The sequence below is a fragment of the Shinella curvata genome, from assembly GCF_022899935.1.
In the GTDB taxonomy this organism is placed as follows: domain Bacteria; phylum Pseudomonadota; class Alphaproteobacteria; order Rhizobiales; family Rhizobiaceae; genus Shinella; species Shinella curvata.
This window is the reverse complement of sequence record NZ_JALJCJ010000001.1, coordinates 1-25566: the sequence shown is the minus strand read 5'-3', so window position 1 is coordinate 25566 and position 25566 is coordinate 1. Positions and strand designations below refer to the sequence as shown.

29 protein-coding genes are annotated in these 25566 nt (G+C 58.4%); 5 read left to right on the top strand and 24 right to left on the bottom strand.

The window, feature by feature from the left end; genetic code table 11:
* The first annotated feature begins 93 nt into the window (after positions 1 to 93).
* Positions 94 to 321, top strand: coding sequence for a hypothetical protein (locus tag MUU55_RS00145; RefSeq protein ID WP_244758760.1), 228 nt, complete (start codon positions 94 to 96; stop codon positions 319 to 321).
* Positions 322 to 637: 316 nt separating this feature from the next.
* Here MUU55_RS00145 and MUU55_RS00140 read toward each other — a convergent pair whose 3' ends face one another.
* From MUU55_RS00140 to MUU55_RS00035, 22 genes are all read right to left on the bottom strand, one after another.
* On the bottom strand, positions 638 to 943 hold the full coding sequence (locus tag MUU55_RS00140) for a hypothetical protein (protein ID WP_244758759.1): 306 nt from the start codon (positions 941 to 943) through the stop codon (positions 638 to 640).
* The gene (locus MUU55_RS00135) at positions 940 to 1134 is read right to left on the bottom strand and encodes a hypothetical protein (RefSeq protein WP_244758758.1); all 195 of its coding nucleotides are present in this window, start codon (positions 1132 to 1134) and stop codon (positions 940 to 942) included. The genes MUU55_RS00140 and MUU55_RS00135 overlap by 4 nt, the downstream gene beginning before the upstream one ends.
* A gap of 168 nt (positions 1135 to 1302) precedes the next feature.
* Positions 1303 to 1677 (bottom strand): hypothetical protein, encoded by a 375-nt coding sequence (locus MUU55_RS00130; protein ID WP_244758757.1) that lies wholly within the window; start codon positions 1675 to 1677, stop codon positions 1303 to 1305.
* Positions 1670 to 2497, bottom strand: coding sequence for a glycoside hydrolase family 108 protein (locus MUU55_RS00125; protein ID WP_244758756.1), 828 nt, complete (start codon positions 2495 to 2497; stop codon positions 1670 to 1672). The genes MUU55_RS00130 and MUU55_RS00125 overlap by 8 nt, the downstream gene beginning before the upstream one ends.
* 126 nt (positions 2498 to 2623) lie before the next feature.
* Positions 2624 to 4909, bottom strand: coding sequence for a sialidase family protein (locus MUU55_RS00120; RefSeq protein WP_244758755.1), 2286 nt, complete (start codon positions 4907 to 4909; stop codon positions 2624 to 2626).
* Positions 4910 to 4912: 3 nt separating this feature from the next.
* Positions 4913 to 5260 (bottom strand): hypothetical protein, encoded by a 348-nt coding sequence (locus MUU55_RS00115; protein WP_244758754.1) that lies wholly within the window; start codon positions 5258 to 5260, stop codon positions 4913 to 4915.
* Positions 5261 to 5276: 16 nt separating this feature from the next.
* Positions 5277 to 6536, bottom strand: coding sequence for a hypothetical protein (locus MUU55_RS00110; protein WP_244758753.1), 1260 nt, complete (start codon positions 6534 to 6536; stop codon positions 5277 to 5279).
* Positions 6537 to 6545: 9 nt separating this feature from the next.
* Complete coding sequence (locus tag MUU55_RS00105; RefSeq protein WP_244758752.1) at positions 6546 to 10031, bottom strand: phage tail length tape measure family protein; 3486 nt, start codon at positions 10029 to 10031, stop codon at positions 6546 to 6548.
* 236 nt (positions 10032 to 10267) lie between these two features.
* On the bottom strand, positions 10268 to 10492 hold the full coding sequence (locus MUU55_RS00100) for a hypothetical protein (protein WP_244758751.1): 225 nt from the start codon (positions 10490 to 10492) through the stop codon (positions 10268 to 10270).
* Positions 10485 to 10694 carry a phage tail assembly chaperone gene (locus tag MUU55_RS00095; RefSeq protein ID WP_303276154.1) on the bottom strand — a complete coding sequence of 70 codons (210 nt, stop codon included), beginning with the start codon at positions 10692 to 10694 and terminating at the stop codon, positions 10485 to 10487. The genes MUU55_RS00100 and MUU55_RS00095 overlap by 8 nt, the downstream gene beginning before the upstream one ends.
* Positions 10691 to 11080, bottom strand: a complete 390-nt coding sequence (locus MUU55_RS00090; protein WP_244758749.1) for a hypothetical protein — start codon at positions 11078 to 11080, stop codon at positions 10691 to 10693. The genes MUU55_RS00095 and MUU55_RS00090 overlap by 4 nt, the downstream gene beginning before the upstream one ends.
* Positions 11081 to 11083: 3 nt before the next feature.
* Complete coding sequence (locus MUU55_RS00085; RefSeq protein WP_280518828.1) at positions 11084 to 11512, bottom strand: phage tail tube protein; 429 nt, start codon at positions 11510 to 11512, stop codon at positions 11084 to 11086.
* A gap of 61 nt (positions 11513 to 11573) precedes the next feature.
* Positions 11574 to 11990, bottom strand: coding sequence for a DUF3168 domain-containing protein (locus MUU55_RS00080; RefSeq protein WP_244758748.1), 417 nt, complete (start codon positions 11988 to 11990; stop codon positions 11574 to 11576).
* Positions 11987 to 12478: an HK97 gp10 family phage protein gene (locus MUU55_RS00075; protein ID WP_244758747.1), complete on the bottom strand. Its 492-nt coding sequence runs from the start codon at positions 12476 to 12478 to the stop codon at positions 11987 to 11989. The genes MUU55_RS00080 and MUU55_RS00075 overlap by 4 nt, the downstream gene beginning before the upstream one ends.
* A gap of 28 nt (positions 12479 to 12506) precedes the next feature.
* Positions 12507 to 12863 carry a head-tail adaptor protein gene (locus MUU55_RS00070; RefSeq protein ID WP_244758746.1) on the bottom strand — a complete coding sequence of 119 codons (357 nt, stop codon included), beginning with the start codon at positions 12861 to 12863 and terminating at the stop codon, positions 12507 to 12509.
* A 182-nt stretch (positions 12864 to 13045) separates the two neighbouring features.
* A complete protein-coding gene (locus tag MUU55_RS00065; protein WP_244758745.1) occupies positions 13046 to 13216 on the bottom strand; it encodes a hypothetical protein in 171 nt (56 codons plus the stop codon).
* The gene (locus tag MUU55_RS00060; RefSeq protein WP_244758744.1) at positions 13216 to 13446 is read right to left on the bottom strand and encodes a hypothetical protein; all 231 of its coding nucleotides are present in this window, start codon (positions 13444 to 13446) and stop codon (positions 13216 to 13218) included. Before MUU55_RS00060 ends, MUU55_RS00065 begins: the two co-directional genes overlap by 1 nt.
* The gene (locus MUU55_RS00055) at positions 13446 to 13856 is read right to left on the bottom strand and encodes a hypothetical protein (protein ID WP_244758743.1); all 411 of its coding nucleotides are present in this window, start codon (positions 13854 to 13856) and stop codon (positions 13446 to 13448) included. Before MUU55_RS00055 ends, MUU55_RS00060 begins: the two co-directional genes overlap by 1 nt.
* Positions 13857 to 13871: 15 nt before the next feature.
* A complete protein-coding gene (locus MUU55_RS00050) occupies positions 13872 to 14405 on the bottom strand; it encodes a head-tail connector protein (RefSeq protein WP_244758742.1) in 534 nt (177 codons plus the stop codon).
* Positions 14368 to 14595, bottom strand: coding sequence for a hypothetical protein (locus tag MUU55_RS00045; RefSeq protein WP_244758741.1), 228 nt, complete (start codon positions 14593 to 14595; stop codon positions 14368 to 14370). Before MUU55_RS00045 ends, MUU55_RS00050 begins: the two co-directional genes overlap by 38 nt.
* 44 nt (positions 14596 to 14639) lie before the next feature.
* Positions 14640 to 15911: a phage major capsid protein gene (locus MUU55_RS00040; protein WP_244758740.1), complete on the bottom strand. Its 1272-nt coding sequence runs from the start codon at positions 15909 to 15911 to the stop codon at positions 14640 to 14642.
* A gap of 716 nt (positions 15912 to 16627) precedes the next feature.
* Positions 16628 to 16831, bottom strand: a complete 204-nt coding sequence (locus tag MUU55_RS00035) for a hypothetical protein (RefSeq protein ID WP_244758739.1) — start codon at positions 16829 to 16831, stop codon at positions 16628 to 16630.
* 361 nt (positions 16832 to 17192) lie between these two features.
* On the opposite strand from MUU55_RS00035, the gene MUU55_RS00030 reads away from it, so the two are divergent.
* Positions 17193 to 17546: a hypothetical protein gene (locus tag MUU55_RS00030; RefSeq protein WP_244758738.1), complete on the top strand. Its 354-nt coding sequence runs from the start codon at positions 17193 to 17195 to the stop codon at positions 17544 to 17546.
* 219 nt (positions 17547 to 17765) lie between these two features.
* Entirely contained in the window at positions 17766 to 20936 is a 3171-nt protein-coding gene (locus MUU55_RS00025) for a M10 family metallopeptidase C-terminal domain-containing protein (protein WP_244758737.1), read from the top strand.
* A 93-nt stretch (positions 20937 to 21029) separates the two neighbouring features.
* Here MUU55_RS00025 and MUU55_RS00020 read toward each other — a convergent pair whose 3' ends face one another.
* Positions 21030 to 22952 carry a hypothetical protein gene (locus tag MUU55_RS00020; protein WP_244758736.1) on the bottom strand — a complete coding sequence of 641 codons (1923 nt, stop codon included), beginning with the start codon at positions 22950 to 22952 and terminating at the stop codon, positions 21030 to 21032.
* Positions 22953 to 24195: 1243 nt separating this feature from the next.
* Between MUU55_RS00020 and MUU55_RS00015 the strand changes: the two genes are divergently transcribed.
* Together MUU55_RS00015 and MUU55_RS00010 are read left to right on the top strand one after the other, a co-directional pair.
* Positions 24196 to 24441: a hypothetical protein gene (locus MUU55_RS00015; RefSeq protein WP_244758735.1), complete on the top strand. Its 246-nt coding sequence runs from the start codon at positions 24196 to 24198 to the stop codon at positions 24439 to 24441.
* Between the two features lie 11 nt (positions 24442 to 24452).
* Positions 24453 to 24647 carry a hypothetical protein gene (locus tag MUU55_RS00010; protein WP_244758734.1) on the top strand — a complete coding sequence of 65 codons (195 nt, stop codon included), beginning with the start codon at positions 24453 to 24455 and terminating at the stop codon, positions 24645 to 24647.
* A gap of 388 nt (positions 24648 to 25035) precedes the next feature.
* Here MUU55_RS00010 and MUU55_RS00005 read toward each other — a convergent pair.
* On the bottom strand, positions 25036 to 25566 hold a 531-nt coding region (locus MUU55_RS00005), incomplete at its 5' end, for a M10 family metallopeptidase C-terminal domain-containing protein (protein ID WP_244758733.1).

The window sequence follows — 25566 nt, the reverse complement described above, 5'->3', positions numbered from 1 at the left end:
CGTGAGCCGAATAGCCTTTTCTATTCTACAAGTCTGGACTCTTGCGTCGCTGCGTTGCATTAATCCAGTGGGGCTAACGTTAGGAGTGATGAAATGGGAAATGCAGAGCTGCGTTTTAAGCTCACAGAGATGATGCTCGACCGGAAGAAACATCGGGACAGTCTTGTCGCCATGGAACGCAAGGGTGTGTCTCTCGCCTGGCCCGACGGAAAGACCACGGCGGAGCGGATCGAGGAAGAGACAGCCGCCATCAGCAATCTGCTAAATATGATCAAGGCAATCCAAGTTGCTAGCCCTGCCCAGATTGACACCGCGGCCTGATTGACGATCGTGAACTTGGAATTCAGAAGCCGGACGCCAGGCCCGGCTTCTTCCGCGTAATGGGCAGTCGAAACCATTGCGTTTACCGCTCGCTCTGTCCACGCTGCCCCGCCTCGATCCTTTGAAGGATCTCCCAACAACCGTGATAGCACCTTCTTTCTGCCTGACGCGGTTCTGCAGTTCCTTGATCGCTGTGGCCGGTGAAGTCCTCGATTGTTTAGTAACCGTGGTGCGATAGCTGATCTGGTCTACTCCCCACCTTTCCGAAGGCACAAACAAAAACAGCCCCCTCCACCGTGAGGCAGAGAGGGCTTGATCAATTGCGGGGACTTCGTGCCGGTCGTTGCAACAGAATATTGTCCAGCCGCTCACTGATTCCATCAATGCGAGACGCCACACCCTCGATTGCGCGAAGCATCTGGCCGGTCTGCTCCTGCATCCCCTGCTTGGTTGCAAAAGTCTCGGCCGCGTGGAGCTTGTGTGCTGCAAGATCGCGCGCAACGGTGTCCGTCTCCTGCCGCGCCGACGTCAGCTTGCCGTCAAGGTATTTCCAGACACCGAAGATCGCGCCGAACAGCATGACGATGAAGCCGACAACGGCCATGATTTCGGGGCCGGTCACGGCACCACCCCACAAAGCTTTGCCAGCTTTTCGTTTTCCCGCAGAATCTGGCGCTTCGTCTCTTCGGTCATGTTGTCTTCCACACTGGGGCGCACAGCCCGCGCGACATCGCAGAAATTACCGCTTGCCGTCACGCATCCACTTAGCGAGACCAGCGTCAACATCAGCGCTACCCATGCCTTGAACTTCATTTTCGACGCCCCTCGCCTTCTTGATTGCTTTCGCATTGTTGCGGGCGTGCTCGGCTTCTGCGTCTGCCTTGCCGTCGGAGCGCCCATAGAGAAATGCGCCCGCGATAATCGCGAGCGCTACACCAGCCATGGCGAGATAGCTGGAAATGCGGGACCATAGCCCCGCTGCTATTGCCAGCATTGCGTATCCCCTTTGATCGTGTTGATATCCCCTTCACCAACCAGGAGGGGAAAATGCTCGACGGGAAAAAGTTCGGGTTGCCTTGCCCGAAATGCGGCCACAAGACGGAGGAGACTATCGCTTGGATAAAGGCGCATGACGACTTCGTCTGCGCGGGGTGCGGCGAGACGGTCCAGCTCGACAACAAAAGGCTCCTCGCTGATCTCGAAGAGGTCCAGAAGAGCGTCGCGGAAACCCGGAAGAGCTTGCGCCGCATGGGAAAGCGCCGCTAGCACCTCTCGAGCGTTGCTGGCCGCCAAGGACAGTTTCAGCGTGCTAACCGACGTCTGGCTATCGACTCCGCCGTATTCTGGATTATGCATCTGCTCTCTCCCGCTCGACCAGCCGATAGATGCCGTAAGCCACGCCCGCCACAACGGCCGCAGCAAGCGCCCATTGGACCGGCCCGCTCCCGGCAGCAATTGCGCCGATTGCCGATAGCAAGCCGCCAAGCGGACCCCATGCCTCTGGTTTCTTCAGTACTCCGCCGATACCAGTGTCGCGTCCGTCAGCCTTTGCGCTGCCAGCCGTCGTCTGTGACCCCCGCGGCTTTTCCGCTGCGGCAAGCCGCAGGGCATTGCCGACGACCCCCGGCTGCGTCTTGTATTGGCCTTTCGGGTCCTTTCCCGTGACGCGGATCGTCCAGCCACGGCCATTGGCCGAAAAGCCAGTCTTGCCACCGAGAGATCGAAGGAACCGCATGCGCTCGTCGCAATAGTCGACGATGAGCACGCGTACGCCGCCCGGGTAAGCCTTCACAGCGGCAAGCGTCTGCTCACCGATATGGCCGTCGATCTTGCCGGCATAGACGCCCTTGGCGGCCATCACGGCCTGCAGCGACCTCACGGCACGCGACGGGCCGGAGTTTACGCCGAAGTCGAATGCGGCGTAGTCGAGACCAGCCGGCAGCACATCGCCACCAGACTGCGACCAGTAGGACCGCTGATAGATCGCAGTTGCTTCGGCCAGCGTCATTGCCTTGACGCGTTCGTCCGTCACCGACGCCACGCCAAGATGGGCGGCAAGCGTCTTGTGCGTCACGCCATACTTGGTCGGCCCGCCGCGGTCAGTCTTGGCATTCACATAGCCGCCCTCGTGACCAAACATGAGGTCGAGGGCGACGGGAAGGGTTTCCCGAGCCATAAAGGTCTCCTAGGATTGTGGGGATTTGACGGAGGAACGCCATCGCCGCACCAGGCGGGAGGCCGGGGAGTCTTGACTACGTTTCTTCCATCGGGCGAGTCGACCGAAGCCGGCCCGCCTTCCACGTTAGTTCGTCACCGCGGCGTAGTAGCTGCCCGAGAACCGCACCGCGAAGGTCGCGTTGATCTCGGTCGCCACCATCGCCGTCGAACCGGTTTGACCCGTCCGGTATAGTGCGAGCGTGCCTTGGCCGTTTAGGGCCATTGCCCCGCTTAAGTAGTTGTTCGCCGGGAGATTTCCGTTCGAGAAGTGCGCGATGTGTGCGGTCGCACGCAGAACGAGTTGCGAGCCAGATGGAACTCCAGGCCCGGGCATAGTGAGACGCACGTTGTTCGTGTCTTCGAGCGTGCCCTTCGTAGCGATCTGCAGGTATCCATCGAACCGGATTAGGTCGCCCAGTCGATCATAGCGGCCAAACTGCGAAGAGTATGTCGCTTCATTCCCCGGTGCCGCCAAAGTGCTTCCACTCACAAGCCGCGGCGTCCATTTTCGTGCCATCATGACCGACTTCTCGATCTGCATCCGCCGAAGACGAAGCACTCGACCTCCGCTGTTGTCCTCTTTCACCTCGAGGACCACCCACTCACCGGAAGGTAGACGCTGGGGCACGTGATAGCCACTTGTGGCGGCCATATCTGTGGCGCTGTCGAAGTACGAATCGAACCCATCGCCGCCATTGGCGAGCACGTCCTTCAGCGTTCCGGAGAACCACCGCATCGTATCATTTGCACGACTGCAGACGCCCAGCACGACCCAGACCGTACCGTATGGATCCCGGACAATGTCGACGGTGGGTGCAACATCCGCTGTGACGCTACCGAGCACATCGGTCAACTTAGTCCACGTCGCGCCGTAATCCTGGGTGATAGCGCAAGACATGCCGCCCGCGTTCTTCCGGCCGATGGCAACACCGACATTGCCCCAGAACGCCACTTCGGTCTCGTTCTCTGCGCTTCCCGAGAAGATCGCCGCTCCCATGGACCAGGTCTCCCCCATGTCGTCGGAGACCCATAAGCGAACGTCGTTCGTGTCGGTGCGGTACATCGTGAAAGCCATCCGTGACTTTCCTTCACCGGGGATGACCTTGATCCGACCATACGCCCGCGCCCCGGTCGACGAGTGGGTGTAGATTACGGATTCGGACTGCCAAGTTTTACCGCTATCGCGGGAGCGAAGGCGCCGAATTGGAGTAGCCCCTCCGCCGATTGGCAGATCCGTGTAGATGGCGAGAATGTCCCCGGTAGGCGTGATGCCAAGGCATACGTCCCGGTAATCGCGTCCCGCTGGCGAGGCTAGAATAGCCGACGGGCCGGAAACGAGATCGCCGTCACCATCATACGACCACAGCGTTGCGCCGCCGTCATCGCTGAACATGTAGAGGATTTGCGACTCGATGGCCGTGTGAACAGCGGCGCTTCTGAACATCCAGTGAAGCCGGTTCTTTGCCGGCTCGTAGACCATCGAGCCAAAGTGCCAATAGGAGTTTGGATCCGAGGTCGACAGCAGCACTTGAACATCCGACGATGCGGTGAAATTGGCGCCCGTGACGACCGGATACTCAACCGCTGCGGCAACTCGGGCCGAGGCGATATCCAGAGCAGCTTGCGCAGCCGTGCTGATCCGCGTCGGCCCCACATCAGCCAGATCGCCCCACCAGCCGCCATTCGCCGAATCCGTCCCTTGCTCATCGGACAGGAACCTGTCGGCGCTGCGGTGCTTGCCGCCGTCAGCTGGTTCACTGTCAACGCGCACTCTGAAACCGTCGAGTTCGTTGATGAAGACACGGTCAATCCGCGCCGGGACCGTTGCTGCCTGCGCGTCTGCAAGCGTCTTGAAGATTAGCGAACCGCCTGGCGAGAACATTTCCTTCAATGGGCGCCGCACGTTGTCGTCTCCAACGTCGGCCGCCGGCACGAGCGTATCGTACGTCGCGGTATCTCCACCGGCATCAAGTGCATCAATCACCATCTCCGGACCTTCCGGCCCGCGGATGTCGAGAGCGTCGCCGATGGCGTCCACAAGGCCGGTCGCGCCGACGTATTTGCCGGTCGCCGGTTTTGGGCCCTCACCGCCCTGCCAGTCGACAACCTGCTGCACGCGGCGAACGCCGTCGGCCACAGCGGCGAATACAGGAGTCCAGCCGCGGTTGCCCTTGATGAAGCCGAGGTCCGGCCATGCGCCGGCATTCTTCGGGCCGTAGAGTTTCTGCTGGTCGGTGCGGCTGTCGAGCCAGAAGTCGCCGATGCGACCGTCGGTCATAAGGGGCGCACGGGCGCCCGTAAGAATGCCGCGGCCATCAACGCCCTTTTCAGGAGACGCGAGATAAACGGGATTGGAAAGCTGTCGCGCCATGTATCAAGGCTCCGGAAAGGTGATGCCAGGGGAGATCGCAAGCGTGTGCGGCCCGCTTCGTGAGCGGACTTCCGTGGTCTTGTTTTCAAAGAGGATGTCGAAGACGAAAGGACCGGGCTCTACCGCCTCGATCAGCGACCAGCCCACGTTGATCTCGAGGCGGCGACCGGGCGCGTCAGCAACAACCAGCCTGCCGTTTGCCGTGGTGAGATCAAGGAGGATGGTGTCATCACCTTCCTTCTTGACGTGAAGCCAGATGTCGTAGTCGTCCAGCCGCCAGCGATCGTTGACCGAACCGAGCACAATCGTGTCGATCCAGTCCGTGCCGGCGGCAACCGTGAAGGCTGCCATAGTGATTTCCTTGGAATTAGGCCTCTAGGGAGGACACGCGGTCGTTTAGTGAAATAACCTGCGCTGTTAGGGAAGCGATTTCGCGCATGAGGAGTTCGACGTCCGGAGACCAGACGACAGCGTCGGTTGCATCCACAACCTGAATGACTTCCACATACGTCTCGCCACTCCCGAAGGCGCGGACGAACGGGCGAAAATACACTCCGTCAGGCGGAGACACAGCGTCGACGTCGTCACCACTCACTGTTGCCAGGGTGAAAACATACTCGACGCGGCCATCAGCGACTGTCACGTCGAGCAGATTTGCCAACGCCGCCGTTGCCGACCCCGATTTGTCAGACTTCAGCCACCGAACGCCTAGCCGGATTGCGTCATTCGCAGGATCATCCGTATCGACGGCTCGTCGCAAGACAAAGCGCACGCGGTAAAGGTGCCCAGGCTCAATGCGCCAGACAGCAACCGGCGCAACAACACCGGCGCCATCAATTTTGGCGACCTTGCCATCCGTGGAGGCAGCAACGTCAGCGCTGGAAAGCGGCTCCAGCGTATCAGGTTCGCCATCGACCTCGGCGGTGAAGAACGAAGGCGCTTCACCTGGGCGGATTGCTCCTGACACTTTCGAGAAGGTCGGGCGCAACTCGTCCGCGGCTACGCGCATGGTCGCCTCGGCTTCATCGCCAGCTTGCCGCGCTCCTGCCTCTTCAGCCAGGTCGCTTTTCGTCGCGCGCAGATTGATTTGTCCCTGCAGGTTATTGACGGCGATAGCGCGTGCCTGCGTTTCGGCGGTGTCTCCATTGATGCGTGCTTGGCTTTCTGCAGCATCAGCGTTCGCCCGAGTGGTGGCTTCCGCATTGACTGCATTCGTCCGCGCAGAAACCTCGTCGCTTAACCCCGCTTCAAGCGCAGATATGCCAAGTGCCGTCTTCATCTGAGAGACGGTCAAATCCGACACCGGGCCTGAACCCGCAGCCAACCGCCCTTTGAACGTCTGCGTGGCTGCGTCCGCCAATTCATTGTTGGTGATCGCTTTCGACGCAACCTTCGCAGTCGTCACGCCATTGTCAGCGATCCGAAGAGTGCTAGAGGCGGCCTCAAGACCACCCGTGACAGTCAGCGCACTGACCGCCCCCGTTCCCGCCGTCGAGCGACCAAGGACGCGACCGGTCGGGATGGAGTTGTCGACTTTGCTGTCCTCGAAAACGTTGACCCTGTCGATCGCCTCATTGATTTTGGCGATCGACGACGTGTCGCCGGCCGAGATGTTTCCGATGGCCATGACGGCTCCTTATGTGACGATGTATGAACCGGTCGCAACCGGAGACGCCTCGACGCCGGATCCGTTTATCGCAACGATCCAGCCGTACCGCGTGCCAGCGGACAAGCCGGTGATGATGCGGCTGTCGTTCTTATTCGGGGTGCCGTACTCCGGCGGCGTGACGAGGGTGGCGCTGCCGAACGAATTGGAAACACCCCAGTAAAGCTTGGCGCCCGCATAGTTCGCGCTGTTTGGCGTGCGCCAGGAGAACGTCACCTGCCCCACGCCACCAACGGCTGACGGGCTTGTCACAACACCTGGAGCATTAGGATCCGCCGTCGAGAATATCTCGTACGTCGCCGACCAATTGCCGTACTTGCCCTTCGAAGAAATGAAGGCTGCCTGAACCTCGAGCAGGAGATTGTTCGGAACGGGATTGGTGCTCACCGTGATGTACCCGCCTGAAGGCGACACCCCGGTATAAATCTGCTCCACCCACTCCCCGGGGGTACCGCCACCTACATCCTTGATGCGATAGCGAACGACCATCGATAGATCGCTCTTCGACGGGTCGACGACTTTGACGCTCAGATAAACGGAATTGCTATTCGCCTTCGCAGTCACACTGTTAATCGTAGGTGTCGTAATGGTCCCCACAGCGGGCTTTGGCGGCACGGGTGGTGCCGTGCCTTCATTCGAGGATGGGGTCCAGGCGTCTATGTTCGAGGGATGTTTGATGAAGTCCATCGTGAAACCGCCCTTGGTGAGAGCGAGTACCGATCGCCTGTTCTCGATCACGGCGCCATCCAATGCGGGCAGGCCGATCGGCGTCTCCAGGCGATTCCATCTGTTGTAGACGGCGTTAATGCCGCACAGCCTGACGTCGAGAGTGCCCTTCTTTTTCTGCTGAAGGCGCCGCCAGTCGCGGATGCCAAGGCGACGGGCCTGACGCCACTGCGTGCACCAACTGTATTCGGCCTCCTGAGCAAGGACCCGTCCAGCGGTCAATTGGTCGGACGTGTTTTCGAAGAAGTCGGTGTCGGTCGTCGTGTAGTCGGTCGCCGGATAGGTGAATTTCGGAATCAGGCGGTTGCATTCCTCACGAAAGAGCACATCATTCTGTAGCTGGAATCCCGTGATGTCGCGGTCTGTCAGCGTACCGCAATATTTCTCGCGGAACTTGCCAACGACGAATAGAAGAGCGCCATCACCGCGTTCGCAGATCCAACCGTCGCAGGCCGCGAGAATAGCGTTCGTGCCGACCTTTGGGTCATGTTCTGCCGTCGCATAGCCATCGCAGAGATAGCGCTTTTCCGTGCCGCCCCCATCCAGGGGGACGTCCTCATCACAAACGTCAGCTTCTTCCTTCCACATGTCGAGGACGGGCAAGATCGCGCGCTGATAGTTTCTTTGATGACCGAATTCGCTGAAACATTGGTGCCAGCACATGATGAGCGCAGCATTTCGCGAAAAGACCCACGCGGCCGGGTTGGATGGGTCATCGTCAATGCGATAGTCCCAGACATAAGCGCCGTTCACCTCGACAGAAAGCCGCGGCGCGCCATATGGGAAGCGCCACGTAAAATCTTTCGCTTCCGGGGTGTTGGCAACCATCGCAACGGATGCCTGGCCATCGCCTCGGTGGCTGCTTGTCCAGACGCTGTCGCCCGACAGGTCCGTGACGAGCGGCGCATATGCCGTCTCCGTATCGAGCCCCAGCCTTGAGTAGATTTGAACGAGATTGCCGCCATAGCGCGTATCGGCAAAACCAATGACATTGCCACTACCATCGATCGTCACTTCATCGTCGTGCAACCAGTATCGGTTGACGGCGCTGAACCGCGCCTGATTCAGCAGATCTTGCTGCAGTTTGGTTTCGGCCAGCGCCTGCGAGTATTTCTCATAGAGCGCAACCTTGCCTTCGATCTCGGCGCGTTGGGTGGGGCTAAGGGACCTGCCCTTGTCCTCTGACTGCTGCAGGAGCTCCAGGCGAAAGCGCGCCGCATCTGTCGCCACACCGTACTGACCAGTGAGCTCCATTTCGAGCTGCAACTGGCCGATGCGGTCGTTTGCGGACTTGATCAGGTCACGATAAGCGTTTGCGGCTTTTTGGGCGGCAGTTTCTTGCTTTTTTTCTGCCTTGTCTGCTCCAGGCAAGCCGTCTAGTTCGATAAGCGGACGGCGTTCGGGGACAGGCCCATTGAAAGGCAAGACAGCACCGATGCCCCCCATTGTGCCATCGGCGGTACGCTCCATCCCGCCATATGTTCCGCGGCTAGGGTGCCGGGAGGTCAACGCTATAGCGGCATCACGATCAAACGTCTTCGCCTTACCTGACGCGTTGGCGATGGCGGCGGCCAATACATCAAACTGCTTCGCAAAGTCCGCAATTGTCGGAATGCCGGTTTCCGAAACGAACCCTGCGAGCGCATCCTGCACGCGTTTGGCGTCAGCGGCAGTGGCGGTTCCCTTGTCGATCCTTGACTGGAGATCGTTGAACGCCTTCTGGAGTGCAACGATTCCGTCGACGTTATCGCTACTTTGCTGAATGTCAGTCTTCAACGCCGTGAACTCAACATTCACGTCCGCGATTTGTTTTCGCAGATCATCCCATTGGGCGCTCTTCCCAATTTCGAGCGCTTCCGCGAGTTCCTTGTCTCCAGCTATCCTCTGACGTTCGTCATTGTATGCCTTGAGGGCGGGGAGTGCATCCCCCCACTTTGCCACCACGCCAGCGACGAGCTCTGCCTCGCGCTTCAGGGTCTCCTCAGACTTGGCGCCACCCCACTCAAGAGCACTAAAATACTGGATTGCGGCAGCACCGCCGGCAATCAGACCGATTGTCACCAGCGAAATGGGATTAACGATCGACGCGAATGCTGCGCCGAGTCCCGCGAGGACCTGCTTGCCGTTGCCCATTTGATTGAAGACGGCGGACAGTTGCGTACCCTGCTGCAAGGCAATCTGCAGCGGACTCATGCCCATCGCCGAGGTTACGGCAATGTCCTGAAACTGTGCGGCGATATTGGCGGTTTGAAATCCCTGACCTGAGCCACGCGCGCCCTGCGCCAGAGCAGCATTCCGCCCCTTGATCGCCGCTGTACTCGCAAGAGCGGCCTGCCGTTCTCGGCTAATGGCTGCAGTCATTTCGTCGGTGGAGATCGCACCGACCGCGTGGGCGCGACGGATATCCGCAACGGTCGCCTTGTAGCTGTTGATGGTCGCAAACAGCGGGCTGTACTTGGCGCGAAGCCGCTCAAGTTCCTTGCCCTGGTCGGCTAGAGCCCCAGTCCATTCCTTGGCGCCCTTGGTGCCGACGCCAACCATAGCGTTGATGCGGTTCTGCATCGCGCTCGTCATGGCATTGTCGATGCCACGACCGACAGTCTCGAATTGCTTCTGCACCTTGCTGGTAGAAGAGCCGATCTCCTGCTCGAGCTTCTTCATGCCGCGCCGGATCGTGGCGATGTCAACGCCAATGGCGATAATCATGTCGTCGTTGGAGTTGTCAGCCAAGGCGAATTCATCCTAAAATAGAGAAGCCCGCGCGAGGCGGGCTTTGGAGGCGATGGGGGATGACCGCGACACACGAAGGTGATGGCCACATCGTGGTCGATGACATGGTTATTCCAGTCGCCTACGAGGTCACAAGATCGGGTGGATCTGACGAGTTCTCCGTGTTCTTTGCGACCCTGGCCGACTACGGCAGATGCAGAGACGGGAAAACCGTTCAACTGCAGACGCAGAGTGGCTCACGAATTCGCGGTTTCATTAGCGGCGCATTCGGCCCACACCCTGTCAGGTTTGTCATGCTCGCTGACGACTAGGCCATCCTTTATCGGTATGAACCGCACGCCAATGCTGCCGTCTGGTAGAACCACGCCCAATGGCCGCGGCGTCACCTTTCGGAAGGTGCCGCCATATTTTTGAGTGAGATAGGCCAAGTCGTCGATCTCTTGACTGGTCATTTCACCCATACCCCGCCAACAACTCCGCCATCTCCCCCTTGGTCGGTGCCTTCGGCTTGTCTTCCGCGCCATTCGCCTCGTTCCGGCCGTGGATGGCCTGAAAGAACTCGGTGAGCGTCGATTCCCAAAAGTCGGCAGGCCGCCATTGCAGCCCGCCTAAGCCAATCCGCATCCAGTCCCGCCACGGAAACGGGTCTTCTTTTCTCTTTATGCCGCCTTTTCGACGGCTTCCCCGTTTCCCTCGTCACCATCATCGAAGTGATGTGACAGAGCGGCGGAGAATGCGGCCGCGCAGGCCGGGAAGTGCTTCAGCCTCAAGCTGTCGATGGCCGCCAGGCGGTCGCCTTTGACGGTCAGTAGTTCGATGCCGGCCAGCGTAGCGGCAGCCTCGACGCCGGACAGGCGGACAAACAGATCCTGAAAAGACTTGCACTCCAGCCGCGTCGACACCGCGGAAAGACCGCCCATCGTCGCAGCAATGACGAGCGGAACGTCACCGATCCACAAAGCAACCTCCCCGCGCGCGCCATTGACCTGCAGCGGGAAGGGCTTCGTTGGGGTAACTATGCCCACCGGCTTTTTCTCCTCTTTAGCCATGGATTAGACCTCTGCCGTGAACGTCAGCGCATCTGCAGCCTCAAACGAACCGCTGAACTGGAGATCGTCCTCCATGCTGCCGTCGAGGGTGAAATTGGCTGCGAAGAACGATCCTTCGTAGGTGCCAAGACCAGGAACGACGACCTGCGCATTGAAGACCGTCGCGTCGTTCACATGCACCATGAATGCCTTCATGGCAGCACTCGACACGAACGTGCCGGAGCCTGAGAAGGTGCGGCTCACGATGCCGGGACGGCTGGTCTTCTGAACCGGGCCGCCGGGGTTGGTGCAGCTAGGCTTGGTCGTGTCGACCGAGTTTGCCGAAAGGTCGAAACTGCGATCCTTGAGGCCGCAGAGATTGGTAAAGACTTCCGGCGTCGCGCCGTCGCCCAGTTTGATAAGCAGAAGCCTGCCGAGCTGTTCTCCAGCCATAATTTCTCCTTCGCCGGGCGTGCCGGACGTTCTTCATATGTGATTTTGAGGAATGCCCGGCCTATGCCAGCGGCTTGTGTACCGACGCCGCGAATTCAATAACGGCGTGGCTTGTCAACCCGTCAGGATCGCGAAAAACGCGCGTCTGTCGGTGCATGATCGAAACAAGGCGCCAAGAGGCCAAGACCAGCGGAGCCATGTGCAGTGATTCCGAGACCGCGAAAGCAATCTCCTTGACAGCCGGAAAACCAACCTTCCGTGACCAAGTGTGCAATGTCAGGTAGACGTCACCGCCCTCAAGACAAGTCGCGTCGTCACGGATGAATTGCGCCTCGCCGATTGTGACGTACCCCTCTTTCGGGGTGGCCCACGCTGTCGTAGGCGGCTGATCATATACCCCGTTGACGAGGTTCATGAGCGACGCATCCGCCTTGAGGAGCGTCACAATGGCGGCCTGCAGTTCGTATTCGGGACTCATTTCTTCATGGCCTCCCGAACGCCCTTGTTCACCGCGGCGCGGATGCGCTTAATGATCTTCGGTCGAAGCGATCTGTACACGGGAAAGATGTGCGGCTGAGCGCTGGTACCGGGATGCTGCGTGCCTCCGCCTTCGCGGTGCGTCGCCTGCCCCAAGACCGTGCCGCCACCTTTTGCCGTGTTGTGTGGCGCAGTCCCCCACTCCAACCAACGCCAAATGTATTCGGCGAACAGCCCAACCGCCGTTGGATCCTTGGCGGCAGCCTTGCTCACGCGCTCCTGATGGGGGCGGTTTGCGAGCTCGTCAGCCTCGATGCTTTCCATGTATTCCAGCGTCGCGCCGGTGGGGGCCTGCCGTCGGATCGCTTCGGCCAATTCGTCACCGCCCTTGCGCTTTGCCTCGGCCGCGTACTTCTCGACATTCGGCGCAACCTGTGTCAGGCGGCGAAACAGCGCATCCTTGCCGGCTATTGTGGCTTTCAGCGCCATACCCTACCCCGCACTATGTCGCCTACCGCTATGTTGCGACCCCGTCATCGGCCATCATCTCGAGCCAGGCGTTCGTCTGGTCCGGATCCGAAACAGCCCTGATGTTCAGAACGCGCTTCGGATTGCGGGCGTCCAGAGCGCGCCAGGACGGCGTTACCTCACGGCTGGCCGTGTGACTGCGCACTCTCACGATATACGGCTGTACGCCCGTCAGACGGGCAGCCTGCACGGGTTCCCCGCCCCTGAGCGGGATCAATTCGGCAAAGTCGGTGAATTGGGTCTCCCAATCCCCGGCCTGCTCGTTGCCCATGCCGTCGTCGACCAGAGGCCGCACCTGAAAGTGCAGTTTGACGCGCAGGGCGCCGCTATTCGGCTTTTTGGCCATGCAGCCCCCACCAGCGCCACGCGTTTTTCGCGGAAGTCGCTATGCTGTGTCCGAGGTCAACGCCGAGCTTCCAATCGAGGATGAATCGTCCGAAACTGCCAAAATTGCGGAGTGTCGCGAAATAGAAAGAATCGCGATGGAACCCCCATTCGCCGGTAAATGGGCATTCTTCCCATCTACCGCTACTCGGCTTCTTTGCCATCAATCGGCCTCTTCGCTCGGACAGCCTTGCCAGCCGCCACAGCCTCGTCAGCACAGGCGCGCGTGACGTTCAGGTGCATGCCCGCCTTGTAGGCGATGGTGAAGGCCGGCTGCACCCAGTTATGATCCTTGGTGAACCGGATCCAGGGCATTAGGCGCGCTCAATGACTTCGAAGGAAATGTCGCCAGAAACCACGAGAACCTTCGGTTCTGCGATGCCGAGGCGCATCAGTTCCTTCTCGACGCGGTCGCGCACGGCGTCGATTGTCGCGCCAGAGGCGTTATAGCCAACCCGAGTCACGAGAATATCGCCAGCACGCAGCCGCAACTGCCCAGCGCCAAAGCTCGCCAGTTCGCCAACAATCATTTCGTCGGCGGCCATTACAACGCCACCCCAGCCGACTGGAAGTCGACCGCAAGGACCGTCGCGGACTTCGCGATGCCGATAATCTGCGGATAGTCGCCAGTCGTCAGGTCGCCAACCGGAACGATCGTGCCAGCCGTGCCGCCAAGGTAGTAGGCAACGCCAGCGGTGACAGTCGCGCCAATCGTGATGTCGCCGCTCTTATGCAGCGAAATGGGCTGGTTCAGGCTCGCCGAGTTCAGCGCGATAGCCGAGGCAACACGCGCGGCGGCCGTCGCGGAATTGGTGTCCGCCAACAGCCATTTGTTCGTGGCGGTGTCCAGATAGACAGCCTGCCCCGCCGTAATGGTTGTGCCGGCCGTGCCTATATCGCGCGTGGAATTCGTGCCCGCAACGACGTTCGCCGCGGTAATGCTTAGTGCTGCCATAGGGTCTCCTGCGGCCTAACGCCGGTAATTGGTCAATAGAGCGTCAAACGCCGTCCATTCGGGCGTTTCCGCATTCTCGCGATTGAGATAGGCTTCGGCGATCCAGAGCAGCATCGCATGTCGTATGGACGCGGGAAGGGTTTCGTATCCGACGATAGCCGTCACGACGATCCGAGAGCCTGGACGTGTCACAGGCCAATTCTGACCGTACGCGAGAACGACGGACGCCTCGAGCCCATCGGCCCTCAACTCGTATGCCTCATCCGGCACAGTCTGTTCTGTGCCATCTGTCGCGACATACTCAATATCGACATCACTCACCGGAGCTATGGGAAGCCGCGCCATGTCACCAAAGCTGTCGCATTTGACCTCAACAGTTTGCTGCGCCAGAGGCGTGCCGCAATAGCGCTCCACATAGTCGCGCGCCGCGGAAATGAACCCCAACAGCAGCGCGTCATCGTCATCGTGTAGAACGTTACACTGGCGCTTCGCTTCGGCGACCGAAACCGGGTCATTCCCCGGTATTTTCACCTTCGGTGGGTACCACATCCCTGCCCCGCTTTCCGCGCCTCTCTGGCGCAGGCGCCTTGACTGCGCGCTCAATTGGCTGCTCGACAACGGGAATGGCGAAACCGGCGTCGATTAGCCGGATGGCCTCAGCGTCGGGAAATTCGCGCGTGTCGCCAGGCGACAGGCTGTATTCGTTGCCGGACAGTCCGACTAGCATTCGGATATTCATGTTCCCTCCTTGGAAGGAGGCGGGCCGAAGCCCGCCGCCCAGGACTAGGAAGCAGCGGTGATCAGATGCTTGACGGCAGCAGTGTCGCCAAGCTCGCCGTCGAAGCGGATGAGGCCGGCAATGCCGAGGTCAGGCCAGAAGCGTTCACGCAATACGCCGATGACGGGCGAGCCAACCTTGCGGACGAAGTACTTCGAGAAGTCACCGAAGAGCATGACCTTCTTGGCAGCAGCCAGAGAGTCCATGTCGTCATTGATCGAATAGCGGTAGCCGAGGAGCGTGCCAGGCTGAGACGTAGTCACGTCGCCCATCTGCCACAGGAAGTTACCCTGCCCGTCCTTCAGCTTGCGGATAGCCGCCAGGGTCATGTCGTTGAACATGAACCGCGCTTTCGGCGATCGACGATAAGCCGAATTCACCGAGTGGAGGAGATCAATGATCTCATCAGCAGTAATTGCCGCGGCCGCCGCGGCCGTCTTGCCCAGCGTCGACGCCGTAACCGCGCCGTTCGGATCGCCAGTGCCATCGCCGACCGTCAGCTCGCGGTTTGCGATCCTGGCCAGGCGCTCACCAAGGAGCCCACCGAGGAGAGCTTCCATGTTGAAGATCGAGTCCTGCGCCAACTCCATCGAAAACCGGACGAATTCCGTGTCGTAGACATAGGCATCCAGGGACTTCTGGCCGAAGGTCGCATCCTTGCCGCCATCATCGGTGAGCGCGGCGGCTTCCGTGTGCTTCTCGGCGGTCACAGCGGTATCGTCAACCGTGGGAAGTTTCATCGGGTTGCCCGACGCGGTATTGAGGACGGTGGCGATGTCCTCATCGTACATCGGACCCCAGTCTTTCATCGTCTTGATGATGATCGCCGCAAGCTCGGTCGGGACGGTAAAGCCGCCCGCTGTCGTAGTCCCCGCAGTCTGCGCGCGGAATTCTTTACCTGACTGCGCGCCACTCCTCAGAACCGCCCGCTCTTCGGTAGTGAGTTCTCCGATGTCGGCGCCGCTGGCCATGAATTTGTGAAACACAGCTCGATAGCTAAGGGGCTCGCCCTCATCCTGGCCGCGCTGTTCGCCATCTTCGCCCCTCGGACGACGCTGACGCTGGCGCTCTTCAAAGCGAGCTTCGATGGCGGCCTGCCGCTCTTCGCGCTCGATATTTTTCTCGACGCGGTCAAAGTCGGCCATGATGGCGTCGTGACGAGCCTCGAGTTCCGCAGAGCGGGCTTCGTCGGTGTTCGCGGTGATTTCGTTCAGGGCTTCGCGCGCCTGCGTCATTAGACGGCCGCGCTTCTCCTGCAACTCGGTAAGAGTAGGCATCTAATTCTCCAATTTTGAGGTGGGAAATGGCAGGACGTTCGTCCCTGCCCTCCGGCGTAGCCGGGTGACTACGAGGCGGCCTGCCGTACACGCATCCGAGACGCTAAACGCCCTTCGAAAAATAGGATTGTTTTCTCATTGGCGACTTGACACCTCCGCCCCCGAATGGGAACATAAAGAGAACAAAACGGAGGTATCGATGCAAAACGATGTCGTCGCAAGAGCTCTCGCTGAGGTCGCGGCCAGCCGTGCCTGGCGTGAAAAGAACGCTGCCCGGCGCGCAGAGATGCAGCTAAAGGCGGCCGAGGCCCCTCGCCCACTCTATGTCCTCAAGAGCAAAAAGCAGTTGGAGCTTCGCCTTCAATGAAGCCGCAGCAGCCCCAGGACAAACCGAAAAACGAAGCCATGGAGGTGCTGGCGCTTCACGACTGGGATGCGCTCGAGGCAATCCGAACCGTGCTTGCCGAACGTGATGCGGTTGAGGAGCGGCTTAGGGTCGCGGCTATTGCTATGGGGCGGGGATATACGAGGGGGTGGAAGCCTTAAGGCGACCGACTGCGCTCCACAGGAGGGAGATAGATTTCACAACTATCCATCTCAACCAAATGAAAAGCCGAGGATAGTTGCACACCAATCCCCGGCTTCATCGCGACAGGGCTGTTCTCGGGGGAGAGAGTTACCGCAACGCGGCGGAAATAGTGCGTTGCTAATATTCGTCAATGCGGGCTCGTCGGCTTCTTCGGCTGAAACTCAATGACATTGTCGGTCACGGGCAGGCCTAATCGGATGCGATGTTCATCCGCGTATGACTTCGCGTTCTCGTAGCTCTTGAATGATCGCACACTCTCTTCCCCATCGGCGGTGACAGCGACGACCCAACCGCCTGAACGCTTGAACATCATGACCGATCGGTACGCCATGAAAGCACCTAAAAAGCCGGGACGCGCTACGACACAACGTCCCGGCTGAAGTCGCGGCGAGATGTGGATGGGGAACCCACCGCGACAATATTGAAATAATTGCTCACCAGGCAGCTTCAAGAGCCGAAAACGGAAAAGCCGGGGAACGTCGCAGCGCCCCGGCTCTCACCGCCGAAACCACAGGCATGGGGCTTGAGATTGGTTCCGACGATGGTGATCACATCGCATCGGCAATTAGTCAAAAAAGAGACCGCATCGGCGCGTGTACGGTAGCAGACGAAAAAGGCGCGCAACCGCTCCAGCAGTCACGCACCTCTCTGCCGGATGCCTCTTGGAGGGGGCTTCCAGCAGCGAAGATAGGATGCCCACGCCTTCCGTCAACATCCGGCAACAAAAGAACCCGGCTCGATTGAAGCGGGTGAGCTTGGCGCCTTCACAAGGATACTTCTGTCTTAAATACGCGATGTTCAAGACGTTTGACTCGGTCCGTGACCAGAACACAATGAGAACCATGAACACGACAGAGGCAGATTGGCTATCGTACGCAGGCCTGCTTGGCAGTGATGTGACGACATTCGGTACTTTGCTGCCCGATCTTCAGCTTGGCGTCTTCTGCCAGTCTTGCAGCCGCACCATTCCAATAGATCGTGAAGAGCTTACCGCCAAGCACGGCGCGCGCCAGGACAAAGTGGGAATGAAGCAACGGTTACGATGAACTTCTGCCGTGGCACCTACAAATTCCCTCCGGAACGCCGAACTGAACGCCCACTCTAAAGCCGCCAACTCAATGCGTTCAAAAGATCCCACGTCATGAACTGTCTCTTTCACCGTGAGCGCACTCTGGCTACTATTGACTCGGGTTTGCCCCGTGTCAGAGTATTGGAGCTAGATCTGCGGTGCCGATCAACGTGGTATTCTTGCCAGTGGGGAAAAGATGTTCTCTCATTTCGGAAGCTCCCTAGGAAGTGACGTCGATTTTACCCCGAGCGGATGGCTGGGTGGAGGGAAGATAGGCGGTTCAATTCGCGGCTACGACGAAATACAAAACTTTCTCTTTTTTGAAACGTCCAGGGGCATGATGCATCTGGGTGGGATAGAGGCGACTGTCACAATTTCGGTTTCCAAACCCCAAAATACTTCGCGATATTTCTACCTATCGGAAAAGGTATTCAAAGATGATGGGACGTTTGATCATTGGCGGTCGATAAAGATTGATAGACTTCAAAAAGCTGATCTAGTGTATTTCCACGAATACAACGTGATTTTCGACAATACATCCGGCCTCCGAGGTACAAATCCGACCATTAACGACGTGCTGTCGGCACGTCCTGTCGACCTCATCAGCAAGACGGCGTACCTCAACATTGATGGGACAGATGGGAATGACATTCTTCGCCTGCACGAGCCGGGCGGCGGCGTGTGGGCAGGGAAAGGTGACGATAAATTGATCGGCAGCCACTCGGATGACAAACTTAGTGGGCAAGATGGAAATGATACTATCGAGAGCGGAAATGGCAAAGATTTCATTGAGGGCGCTGCAGGAAATGACAGATTTATACTAGGTTTGGGAGAGAAGTATGTTTTTGGAGACAAAGAGTTCGACTCATTAGATTTTAATGAATTTGAGGAAGACGGTGATTATGACACAGTGAACCTCAAGGGATCTCCCGATCAGTACAAGATTTCCGTCAAGCAACCCGACTCGCCGAAACTCGCAACGCTCATTACGAGTGTCTCTGGGAACAACCTCTACGCTCTGGAAGGCGTGGAGAAACTGACCTTCGAGAAAGCAGCGCAAAACGTGGTAGCGCTCAAGGGTGGCGGCTGGGTGACTGAAACGGCGCTCCAGATGGTAAAAGTCTATGACAAGGACAATCCCACGTCTGGCATGTCGATGCTTTGGCATCGTGTTCAAGCAATCGAACTCGGCATGGACCCTGCCGACAAAAAGTACACCATGGCGGACGGGGTGTTCCGTGACGGCACGAAAGGCTTCTTCTCAGGCGATGCCGTTGCTACGGTCAATCTCGGCGTTGCCGACGGAAAAAGAACGCTCTCCGTCGCCTTCAAGGGGTCTGACGATCTCAAGGATTGGTCCGCAGACCTCACCTTTGACATGAAGGCTTTGAAGTCTTACTACACCCGTTTTGAACCGCTCGCGACTGCGATTAAGGATTTTCTGCACGAAGCTAGAAATGGTATAGCGCAAGTTATTGTTACAGGTCACAGCCTCGGCGGCGCGATGACGCAATATTTTGTTTCCGATCTTGTGGAAAGTAACGCCCCCCAGAAAATCTGGGGCTATACTTATGGCTCGATCGGAGCCAAAGCCGGTGAAACCTTGGGTGCAGATGGCCGTCTGACAAACTTTGTCCACGTTGGCGATATGGCTGATGCACTAGGGTTGTGGCCATGGAACGCGGAGCGTTCCAGCGGCCTTGTCACGCTGAACAGCAAATTCGCAATGACCCGTTGGGGTTTGCATTATAAGGAGGGTTACCAACAGGATATAAACCTTCTGATGCAATACGCCTCTCGCACAGACGGAAAATGGGGCGGCTTCTACAAGACCGATCTTGCCCAGAAGCTGCTGGGAAACGGCTGGAGATCGGGCGAAATTCAGGTAGCCATCGGTAGCGAGAACTCGGAATGGCTTTCCCTCACCAGCGAGGATTTCTACGCAATCGGGCATTCGGGTAACGATCACTTCGACTTGGGTGCTCTCAATCCCCAATACTTCAAGGATACCGTAGCTGGCTCAGAGGGGAGGACAATCAACGGGGGAAGCGGTAAATTCGACACCGTCTCTCTCGCTTCGAGCTTTGGCAGTTATGCGCGCACAATCACCAAGGACGGATCGTTGAAGATCACCCGTGCGTCGGACGGCAAAGTCATCGCGATCATCGAGAATTCCGTCGAGCGCATCATGTACGGTTTTGACCTGCGTGAATTCGATGGTTCCAAGGTATTGTCCAAGAGCTATTCTGGCGCGAGTAATGTCACTCTCAAGGGCGATGGGGTCTATGCCAAGATCGGGTCAGGAAGTGGCAAAGTGACGGGCAGCCAAGGGGACGACACCATCATTGCCGGGACCGGGAACAAAACCATTCTCGGGGGTGCGGGCAACGACTATATCCAGATAGACGGCGGGACGGCCAAGTCAGTCAAGACAAAACACGACACCGTCTTTATAGACGGCGGGACGGGTGCCGATACCATGGTCGGCGGGGCCGGAAACGAAACCTATATCGTCGAAAATACCGGAGATAGAATTGTCGATCGCGGTGGTGTCGACACGGTAGAGTCGAGCGTTAACTATGGCCTTGCGAAAGGAACTGAGAACCTTGCATTGACCGGCAAAGCGATCCAAGGCTCAGGCAACGAGTTGAACAACATCATAGAGGGAACGAGCCGGGCAAACAAGCTGATGGGATATGGTGGAAATGATACTCTCGACGGTAAAGCCGGAGCCGATACCCTTTCAGGGGGCGAGGGCAACGACACCTATATCGTCGACAGCGCGCAGGATAACGTGATCGAGAACGCGAAAGAAGGGAAGGACCTCGTCAAGACTTCCATCAGCTATACTGTCGCCACAAACGTCGAAAACCTAACTCTGACAGGCTCCAAGACAATCAACGGCACAGGCAATAGCCTCGACAACAAAATCATCGGAAATAGCGCGGCCAATACACTTGAGGGCGGGAACGGCAATGACCTCCTGAAGGGAGGCGGCGGCGCCGACAAGCTCTACGGCGGTGCTGGCACCGACAGGCTTTATGGTGGAGCCGGCGCCGACTTGTTCGTCTTCACCAGCACCAGAGACAGCACGGCGAGTTCCCGCGACATGATCTATGACTTCTTGCAGAAGCAGGGCGACCGGATCCACCTGTCCGGTATCGACGCCCGCTCCTCCACGAACAAGAACGACACCTTCACCTTCATCGGCGAGAAGGCGTTTTCCGATAAGGCCGGTGAGCTTCGCTATTTCCACAAGAGCGGCGACACCTTCGTCTCCGGCGACGTGAACGGTGATGGCAAAGCCGATTTCGCACTTCGCCTCGACAAGACCATCGATCTCGTCAAGGGCGATTTCATCTTGTAGCAGCTGGCCGCCGTCGTCATCTACTTCGGTATTTGATGGGGCGGTGGCGAATGTTGACCACCCGCCCGGTCTGGCCCATGCAGAAGAGAATTGTCAACCATAGGGGCTCGCGACTATATGGAAGTCGAAAGTGCCGGCTGACCCGAGCCGGTTTGAAACGTAGAGGCGCCCACCGTTGCAAGACACGGTCAATTTGCCGTCAGTCCCTTCGCCATTGGCGAGTGCAGCGTTCAAGAGAGGACCACTGCCCTTCTCCAGGCCTGTGCCCTGCTGGCCAGATATCCAGACTCCCCCATTGTGAATCGCCAGCAGAGCATTTGCGGCAGTGCTGCTGGATGATACGAGCCAAAGCAGGCATGTCGCATTTGGTAACTCTGCACTGCCTGCAACATCGTCGGCCAACGCCAGCCGAATGCGTGTGTCCGCCCCGCTAAGGGCAAGACGCCGAATATCGGTGCGTCCAGAGGGGAACGACGCGAATGTGTTGCCGGCGTCATAGAGCTGTTTCGCCGAGCCGATCACCTCCTTGATTCCATTCATTTCGCGCACACCAACCAAGATATTCGTGGCGGCCACAAAAGGCGAACCAGCCTTGATCAATGCCGTTGGGGGGGTAACGAACTTCCCGAAGACCTCACCAGACACGCGCGATAGGACGGTACCAGCCATGCAGTCTATCATCGCGCCCACCGTCCCCTTAGCGTTACGCACGCGTGTGATATCGACCCCGTGATTGTTGACTGGCGCCGGAGCTGCCGTCACAGAGATTGAACCGAGATCACCCATAGCAACGCCACGAGCGTGATGGTAAACCGCATCTACATCACCATCCAGCATGAGTTTGTCGATCACGATGTTCGAGCCCCAGCCCCAAACGATCGCGCCAACTGCGCCAGACAGGCCGGCGCTGATGTAATTTCCAGACCCTGGGTAACCAGCATGGCCCTGCCAGTCCTCGTCCGTGGTCGTGTAGGTGCTTTTGAGCTTGATAGTGACATCCTTTATGATGACGTTGCGCGCGCCACTAATGACGAAGACGCCGGACTTCTGCGGCAAAATCGGGCTGTGCGCGCCGAAGTCGAAGCTCGCCCAACCAACGTGGCCGCAATCGACGATGTCGATGCCATCGAACGTAACGTCGAACAGACCAAGATCATTGAGATTCATGATCGACGCGTCCTCGGTCATGGCGTGCAGATGAAGCGCACAGCCCGAGCGGCGAATGGTCGTGTTTCTGAAAACGAGACCGGTGGCCGCACGCGACGTGCCGTTGTCGTTTACGCCACTCAGGCCGGCGACGCGGACGCCGCGATAGCAGTCTTCGGCTATGCAATTCTCAAAGATGACGTTGTCGAGGCCACGTTCTCCGCCGAATCCACAGCCGCCGACACCGGCGCCATTTCCCTTCGGGGCTTTGCGCGCGACGCAGCCGACGATCCGGGCGTCTCTCATACCAAAGGTGAATTCTGGCCCGAGATTGGTGTTCTGGGTTGAAGTCGGGGGCGGCAGCTTAGAGCCGTCCGTGATCAAGCGCTCAATGTAGACGTTAGACTGGACGCGGTCTTCCGCGTTCGGGTTCCAGTTGCCTAGAAAACCGCCTGCCGTTGGCCATTCCGTGATGTAAAGCACAGCGAAATCTGCCCGGATACATAGGTTCGACTGAGTCCAAAGCCGTTCCGAACAATTGTAGCCGCGGCCAAGCATTTCGCACGGCACACGGTACTTCGCGGCGTGGTTCCAAGCGGCCTGGATTGCAGATCGATCATCAGTTCCGCCAGCGCTCCCGTCCAGAGGAGCGTCCCCCTTTGCGCCGAACATTAGCGGGTTGACGGGAGACGATGCTATCCGCCACTTGGCGCCATCGAGCGTCACAATCGGACCCGCAGCGTCGCGAACAAGCGCGGCGTGTCCACCATCACCGGCCAATGTGTGTCCGGTAGTGATTATGCGCGACACGTTTGCGTCGATCACAGCCGTTGGCAGGTTGGCCGTCGAGTGTTCAGAATGGAGCATCATGATTGCGTTCTCCATAGGAGGTATTCAATAACGGCGTTGATTTCGTAAAGCGTTACGTCCGTTGCCGCCATTGCAATCACTCCTTATGACCGAAGTTCGGACCATTCCACGACGGCAATAGGAACACAAGCTTAGATTGAGTGAGCAGCATTTATCGTCAAAAAATGGTCAAAGGCTCATACGTCCTTAGGGCCGGATGTGCCGTTCTTGCTGTCCGGCCTCGATGCGTTGAAGAATTTCACGAAGGCCTTGATATCGCCGGCCTCCTGACTGGCGAGATGTTGGAGATCCAGTGTCACGCCCGCTGGGGATGTCTGTCGCCTCGCCCGGGAGCACGGTGGGCGGATGGCCGCGATGGGATTGACCAAGCGACGGCGCGCCCCAAGAAACTGACCCCGTTGGTCTTGAGTTTGCGTCGATCGAGCACACCATATCGGTTACGATTAGCGGCTCGAGAAATCTTGGCTGAGAAGATTGTAAAGTGCGAACTTATCGACGGTCAGCGCTTTGAGATTGCCGATCGGGACGGCAAGATCCTCGACACGGTGACGTTCAGGTCGGTGCTGAGGCTGGAATAGGGCGCAGACCGAAGCCGATTACTCTTCCTGGGGGGTGAACCATCCTTGATAACTACTCAGCTGTATTTATCGAGCGCAGGTCACCCTAAAAAAGATAGGGTAGCGGGTAAATGTTCAGCAACCACACGCCCACGTTTTTCTAGAACGCCGCTCGATCGATGTTGCGTGTATCGACAAGCAGCTTACTTTCCTCAGGCGGGCAATGATTGCCGATTTGACGGAGGCACTATGTTCAGTGGTTGCTGTGTAACCGTTGCTCCTCTTCAACCCGAAGAGGTCGAAGAACTCCGAACGGTGATGAGAGGTTGGTGTCTCGAATATGGATGCGATCCAGACGGCAAACTGGCTAGGGACCGCGCGAGAAAAATCCTGTTGGCATATGCGGCCGGGGTGCATGATACGGGACAACTACTCAGTCTTGTTAGGCCATTCTAGCTGCTGAGGTTAAGGCGCTTAGTCTTGGAGCATGAGGTCGACTCCGACGGCGTAACCGGGCATTCTGCTCCGGCTTGAACCAGAGGGGTACTGTGTCATGGCTCGCCGTATTGCGTGGCTGTTCGTGATTGGGGTGATTGCCTATACCTGCTTCTGGATGGCTTGGCAGTGGTTTTGATCGTTAGAGGAACATGCGCGCGGTAGCGTTCTCCCCGAAAAGGAGACCAGCTATGACAAACCCCGACGAAAGCAAAACCGTGGCGCCGACACCGGTCGTTGAAGACACGCATCCCGGAAGCATCTCTGACGGGACGCACGCCTCGGCACGTGAACGCAAACAGCCGAAAGCCACAAAAGGAACCGGTCCCTCCAATCATGATTCCGGCACAGCCGACAAGACTGCCCTGAAAGAAGGCCAGACCGCGGTGAACTCCGAGGCACCGAAACACCCGAACAAAGCTGCGTACGGTTCGTGAAGGAGAGCGCCATGAATGACGACCTTCTGGCCCGCCTGGAATCCGAAAGCTCTGAGTTGCGGCGCCGAGCACTTGAGATTGATAAGGCTACCGAGACACGAGATACCGCGATGCTTATGAAGGGCCTCGCCACGGCGATAAGCGCGCTCGCCGCTACGGCCGGCCGTCTTGATGGCCCGTCAGGTCTCGGCAAGAGCGGTGACTAAGCCGCCTGAGAAGCCGGACCGTTAAGCCCGGCTCTCGTTTCGGGTGTGCGGGATCAGCAGCGACTTCGGACCTCAAAAAGGTTGGAGCGGGTGCTGGTCGCGTCGGCGATGTTCACGCGCGCATCGATCGGGAACGAACTTCGGCCGTCAGCGCGGCTCACCATGACGGCCTGGCTTCGCTGAGCGCACCGAGATGATCGTCATAGACCTGCGGACGGCCGTCGCGTTAAGGGCCTTGATCAGCTGATAGATGCCGGGATCGGGCGATGTCGCCGCGCGCAACGCGCGGCTGGTCGGGCTCTCTGGCGCTATGCCCCGGGATTGTACCCTGGGGTCTCCCAAGGTTTCCGCTATGCCGTATGGGGTCGGGCCGTGTCGCACCGCCGTGCTAAAGGAGGAAGTCCGCTTTGGCGAAAACGCTACTTGTCTCGATTTTGATAGAGAAGTCCGGGACGCCATCGCCGTTCACATCGGCCCGCAAATAATGCCCGCTTGCGTTGCTGTAGTCCTGAAGCTCTCCAGCGTGTTTAGTGAAGTTTGCGCCACCAATGAATTTGAACGCCTGGTTCCCGGCATGCTTCGTGTTGGCGTCAATATCCCGAAGATCGAATTTGTCACCTTCGGCACGGTTGAAGTCAAATACCGTATCTCTACCCGCTTTGTCGCGGATGGAATCCTTCACGCTTCGATAAATAAACATGTCAGCTCCCGCACCGCCATACAGATTGTCGGCACCCACCCCGCCTAATATTGAATCGTTTCCAGATTCGCCGCGCAGAGTGTCGTTCGCTGATCCCCCATAGATTTTGTCGTTTCCTACTCCGCCAAGGACCTCGCCTTTCAAGGAGCCTTTGCGCCCATCGTAGAAATCGTTCCCAGCCCCTAAGAGCACGGATCCTATCATCTTGCCTTCATTGTA

Excerpts from the sequence above, each read along its gene's own strand:
- MUU55_RS00145 (WP_244758760.1), top strand. The coding sequence starts at position 94 with ATGGGAAATGCAGAGCTGCGTTTTAAGCTCACAGAGATGATGCTCGAC.
- MUU55_RS00135 (WP_244758758.1), bottom strand. The coding sequence starts at position 1,134 with ATGAAGTTCAAGGCATGGGTAGCGCTGATGTTGACGCTGGTCTCGCTA.
- MUU55_RS00130 (WP_244758757.1), bottom strand. The coding sequence starts at position 1,677 with ATGCATAATCCAGAATACGGCGGAGTCGATAGCCAGACGTCGGTTAGC.
- MUU55_RS00125 (WP_244758756.1), bottom strand. The coding sequence starts at position 2,497 with ATGGCTCGGGAAACCCTTCCCGTCGCCCTCGACCTCATGTTTGGTCAC.
- MUU55_RS00120 (WP_244758755.1), bottom strand. The coding sequence starts at position 4,909 with ATGGCGCGACAGCTTTCCAATCCCGTTTATCTCGCGTCTCCTGAAAAG.
- MUU55_RS00115 (WP_244758754.1), bottom strand. The coding sequence starts at position 5,260 with ATGGCAGCCTTCACGGTTGCCGCCGGCACGGACTGGATCGACACGATT.
- MUU55_RS00110 (WP_244758753.1), bottom strand. The coding sequence starts at position 6,536 with ATGGCCATCGGAAACATCTCGGCCGGCGACACGTCGTCGATCGCCAAA.
- MUU55_RS00100 (WP_244758751.1), bottom strand. The coding sequence starts at position 10,492 with ATGGGTGAAATGACCAGTCAAGAGATCGACGACTTGGCCTATCTCACT.
- MUU55_RS00090 (WP_244758749.1), bottom strand. The coding sequence starts at position 11,080 with ATGGCTAAAGAGGAGAAAAAGCCGGTGGGCATAGTTACCCCAACGAAG.
- MUU55_RS00085 (WP_280518828.1), bottom strand. The coding sequence starts at position 11,512 with ATGGCTGGAGAACAGCTCGGCAGGCTTCTGCTTATCAAACTGGGCGAC.
- MUU55_RS00080 (WP_244758748.1), bottom strand. The coding sequence starts at position 11,990 with ATGAGTCCCGAATACGAACTGCAGGCCGCCATTGTGACGCTCCTCAAG.
- MUU55_RS00075 (WP_244758747.1), bottom strand. The coding sequence starts at position 12,478 with ATGGCGCTGAAAGCCACAATAGCCGGCAAGGATGCGCTGTTTCGCCGC.
- MUU55_RS00070 (WP_244758746.1), bottom strand. The coding sequence starts at position 12,863 with ATGGCCAAAAAGCCGAATAGCGGCGCCCTGCGCGTCAAACTGCACTTT.
- MUU55_RS00065 (WP_244758745.1), bottom strand. The coding sequence starts at position 13,216 with ATGCCCTGGATCCGGTTCACCAAGGATCATAACTGGGTGCAGCCGGCC.
- MUU55_RS00060 (WP_244758744.1), bottom strand. The coding sequence starts at position 13,446 with ATGGCCGCCGACGAAATGATTGTTGGCGAACTGGCGAGCTTTGGCGCT.
- MUU55_RS00055 (WP_244758743.1), bottom strand. The coding sequence starts at position 13,856 with ATGGCAGCACTAAGCATTACCGCGGCGAACGTCGTTGCGGGCACGAAT.
- MUU55_RS00050 (WP_244758742.1), bottom strand. The coding sequence starts at position 14,405 with ATGTGGTACCCACCGAAGGTGAAAATACCGGGGAATGACCCGGTTTCG.
- MUU55_RS00045 (WP_244758741.1), bottom strand. The coding sequence starts at position 14,595 with ATGAATATCCGAATGCTAGTCGGACTGTCCGGCAACGAATACAGCCTG.
- MUU55_RS00040 (WP_244758740.1), bottom strand. The coding sequence starts at position 15,911 with ATGCCTACTCTTACCGAGTTGCAGGAGAAGCGCGGCCGTCTAATGACG.
- MUU55_RS00035 (WP_244758739.1), bottom strand. The coding sequence starts at position 16,831 with ATGGCGTACCGATCGGTCATGATGTTCAAGCGTTCAGGCGGTTGGGTC.
- MUU55_RS00030 (WP_244758738.1), top strand. The coding sequence starts at position 17,193 with ATGCCCACGCCTTCCGTCAACATCCGGCAACAAAAGAACCCGGCTCGA.
- MUU55_RS00025 (WP_244758737.1), top strand. The coding sequence starts at position 17,766 with ATGTTCTCTCATTTCGGAAGCTCCCTAGGAAGTGACGTCGATTTTACC.
- MUU55_RS00020 (WP_244758736.1), bottom strand. The coding sequence starts at position 22,952 with ATGATGCTCCATTCTGAACACTCGACGGCCAACCTGCCAACGGCTGTG.
- MUU55_RS00015 (WP_244758735.1), top strand. The coding sequence starts at position 24,196 with ATGACAAACCCCGACGAAAGCAAAACCGTGGCGCCGACACCGGTCGTT.
- MUU55_RS00010 (WP_244758734.1), top strand. The coding sequence starts at position 24,453 with ATGAATGACGACCTTCTGGCCCGCCTGGAATCCGAAAGCTCTGAGTTG.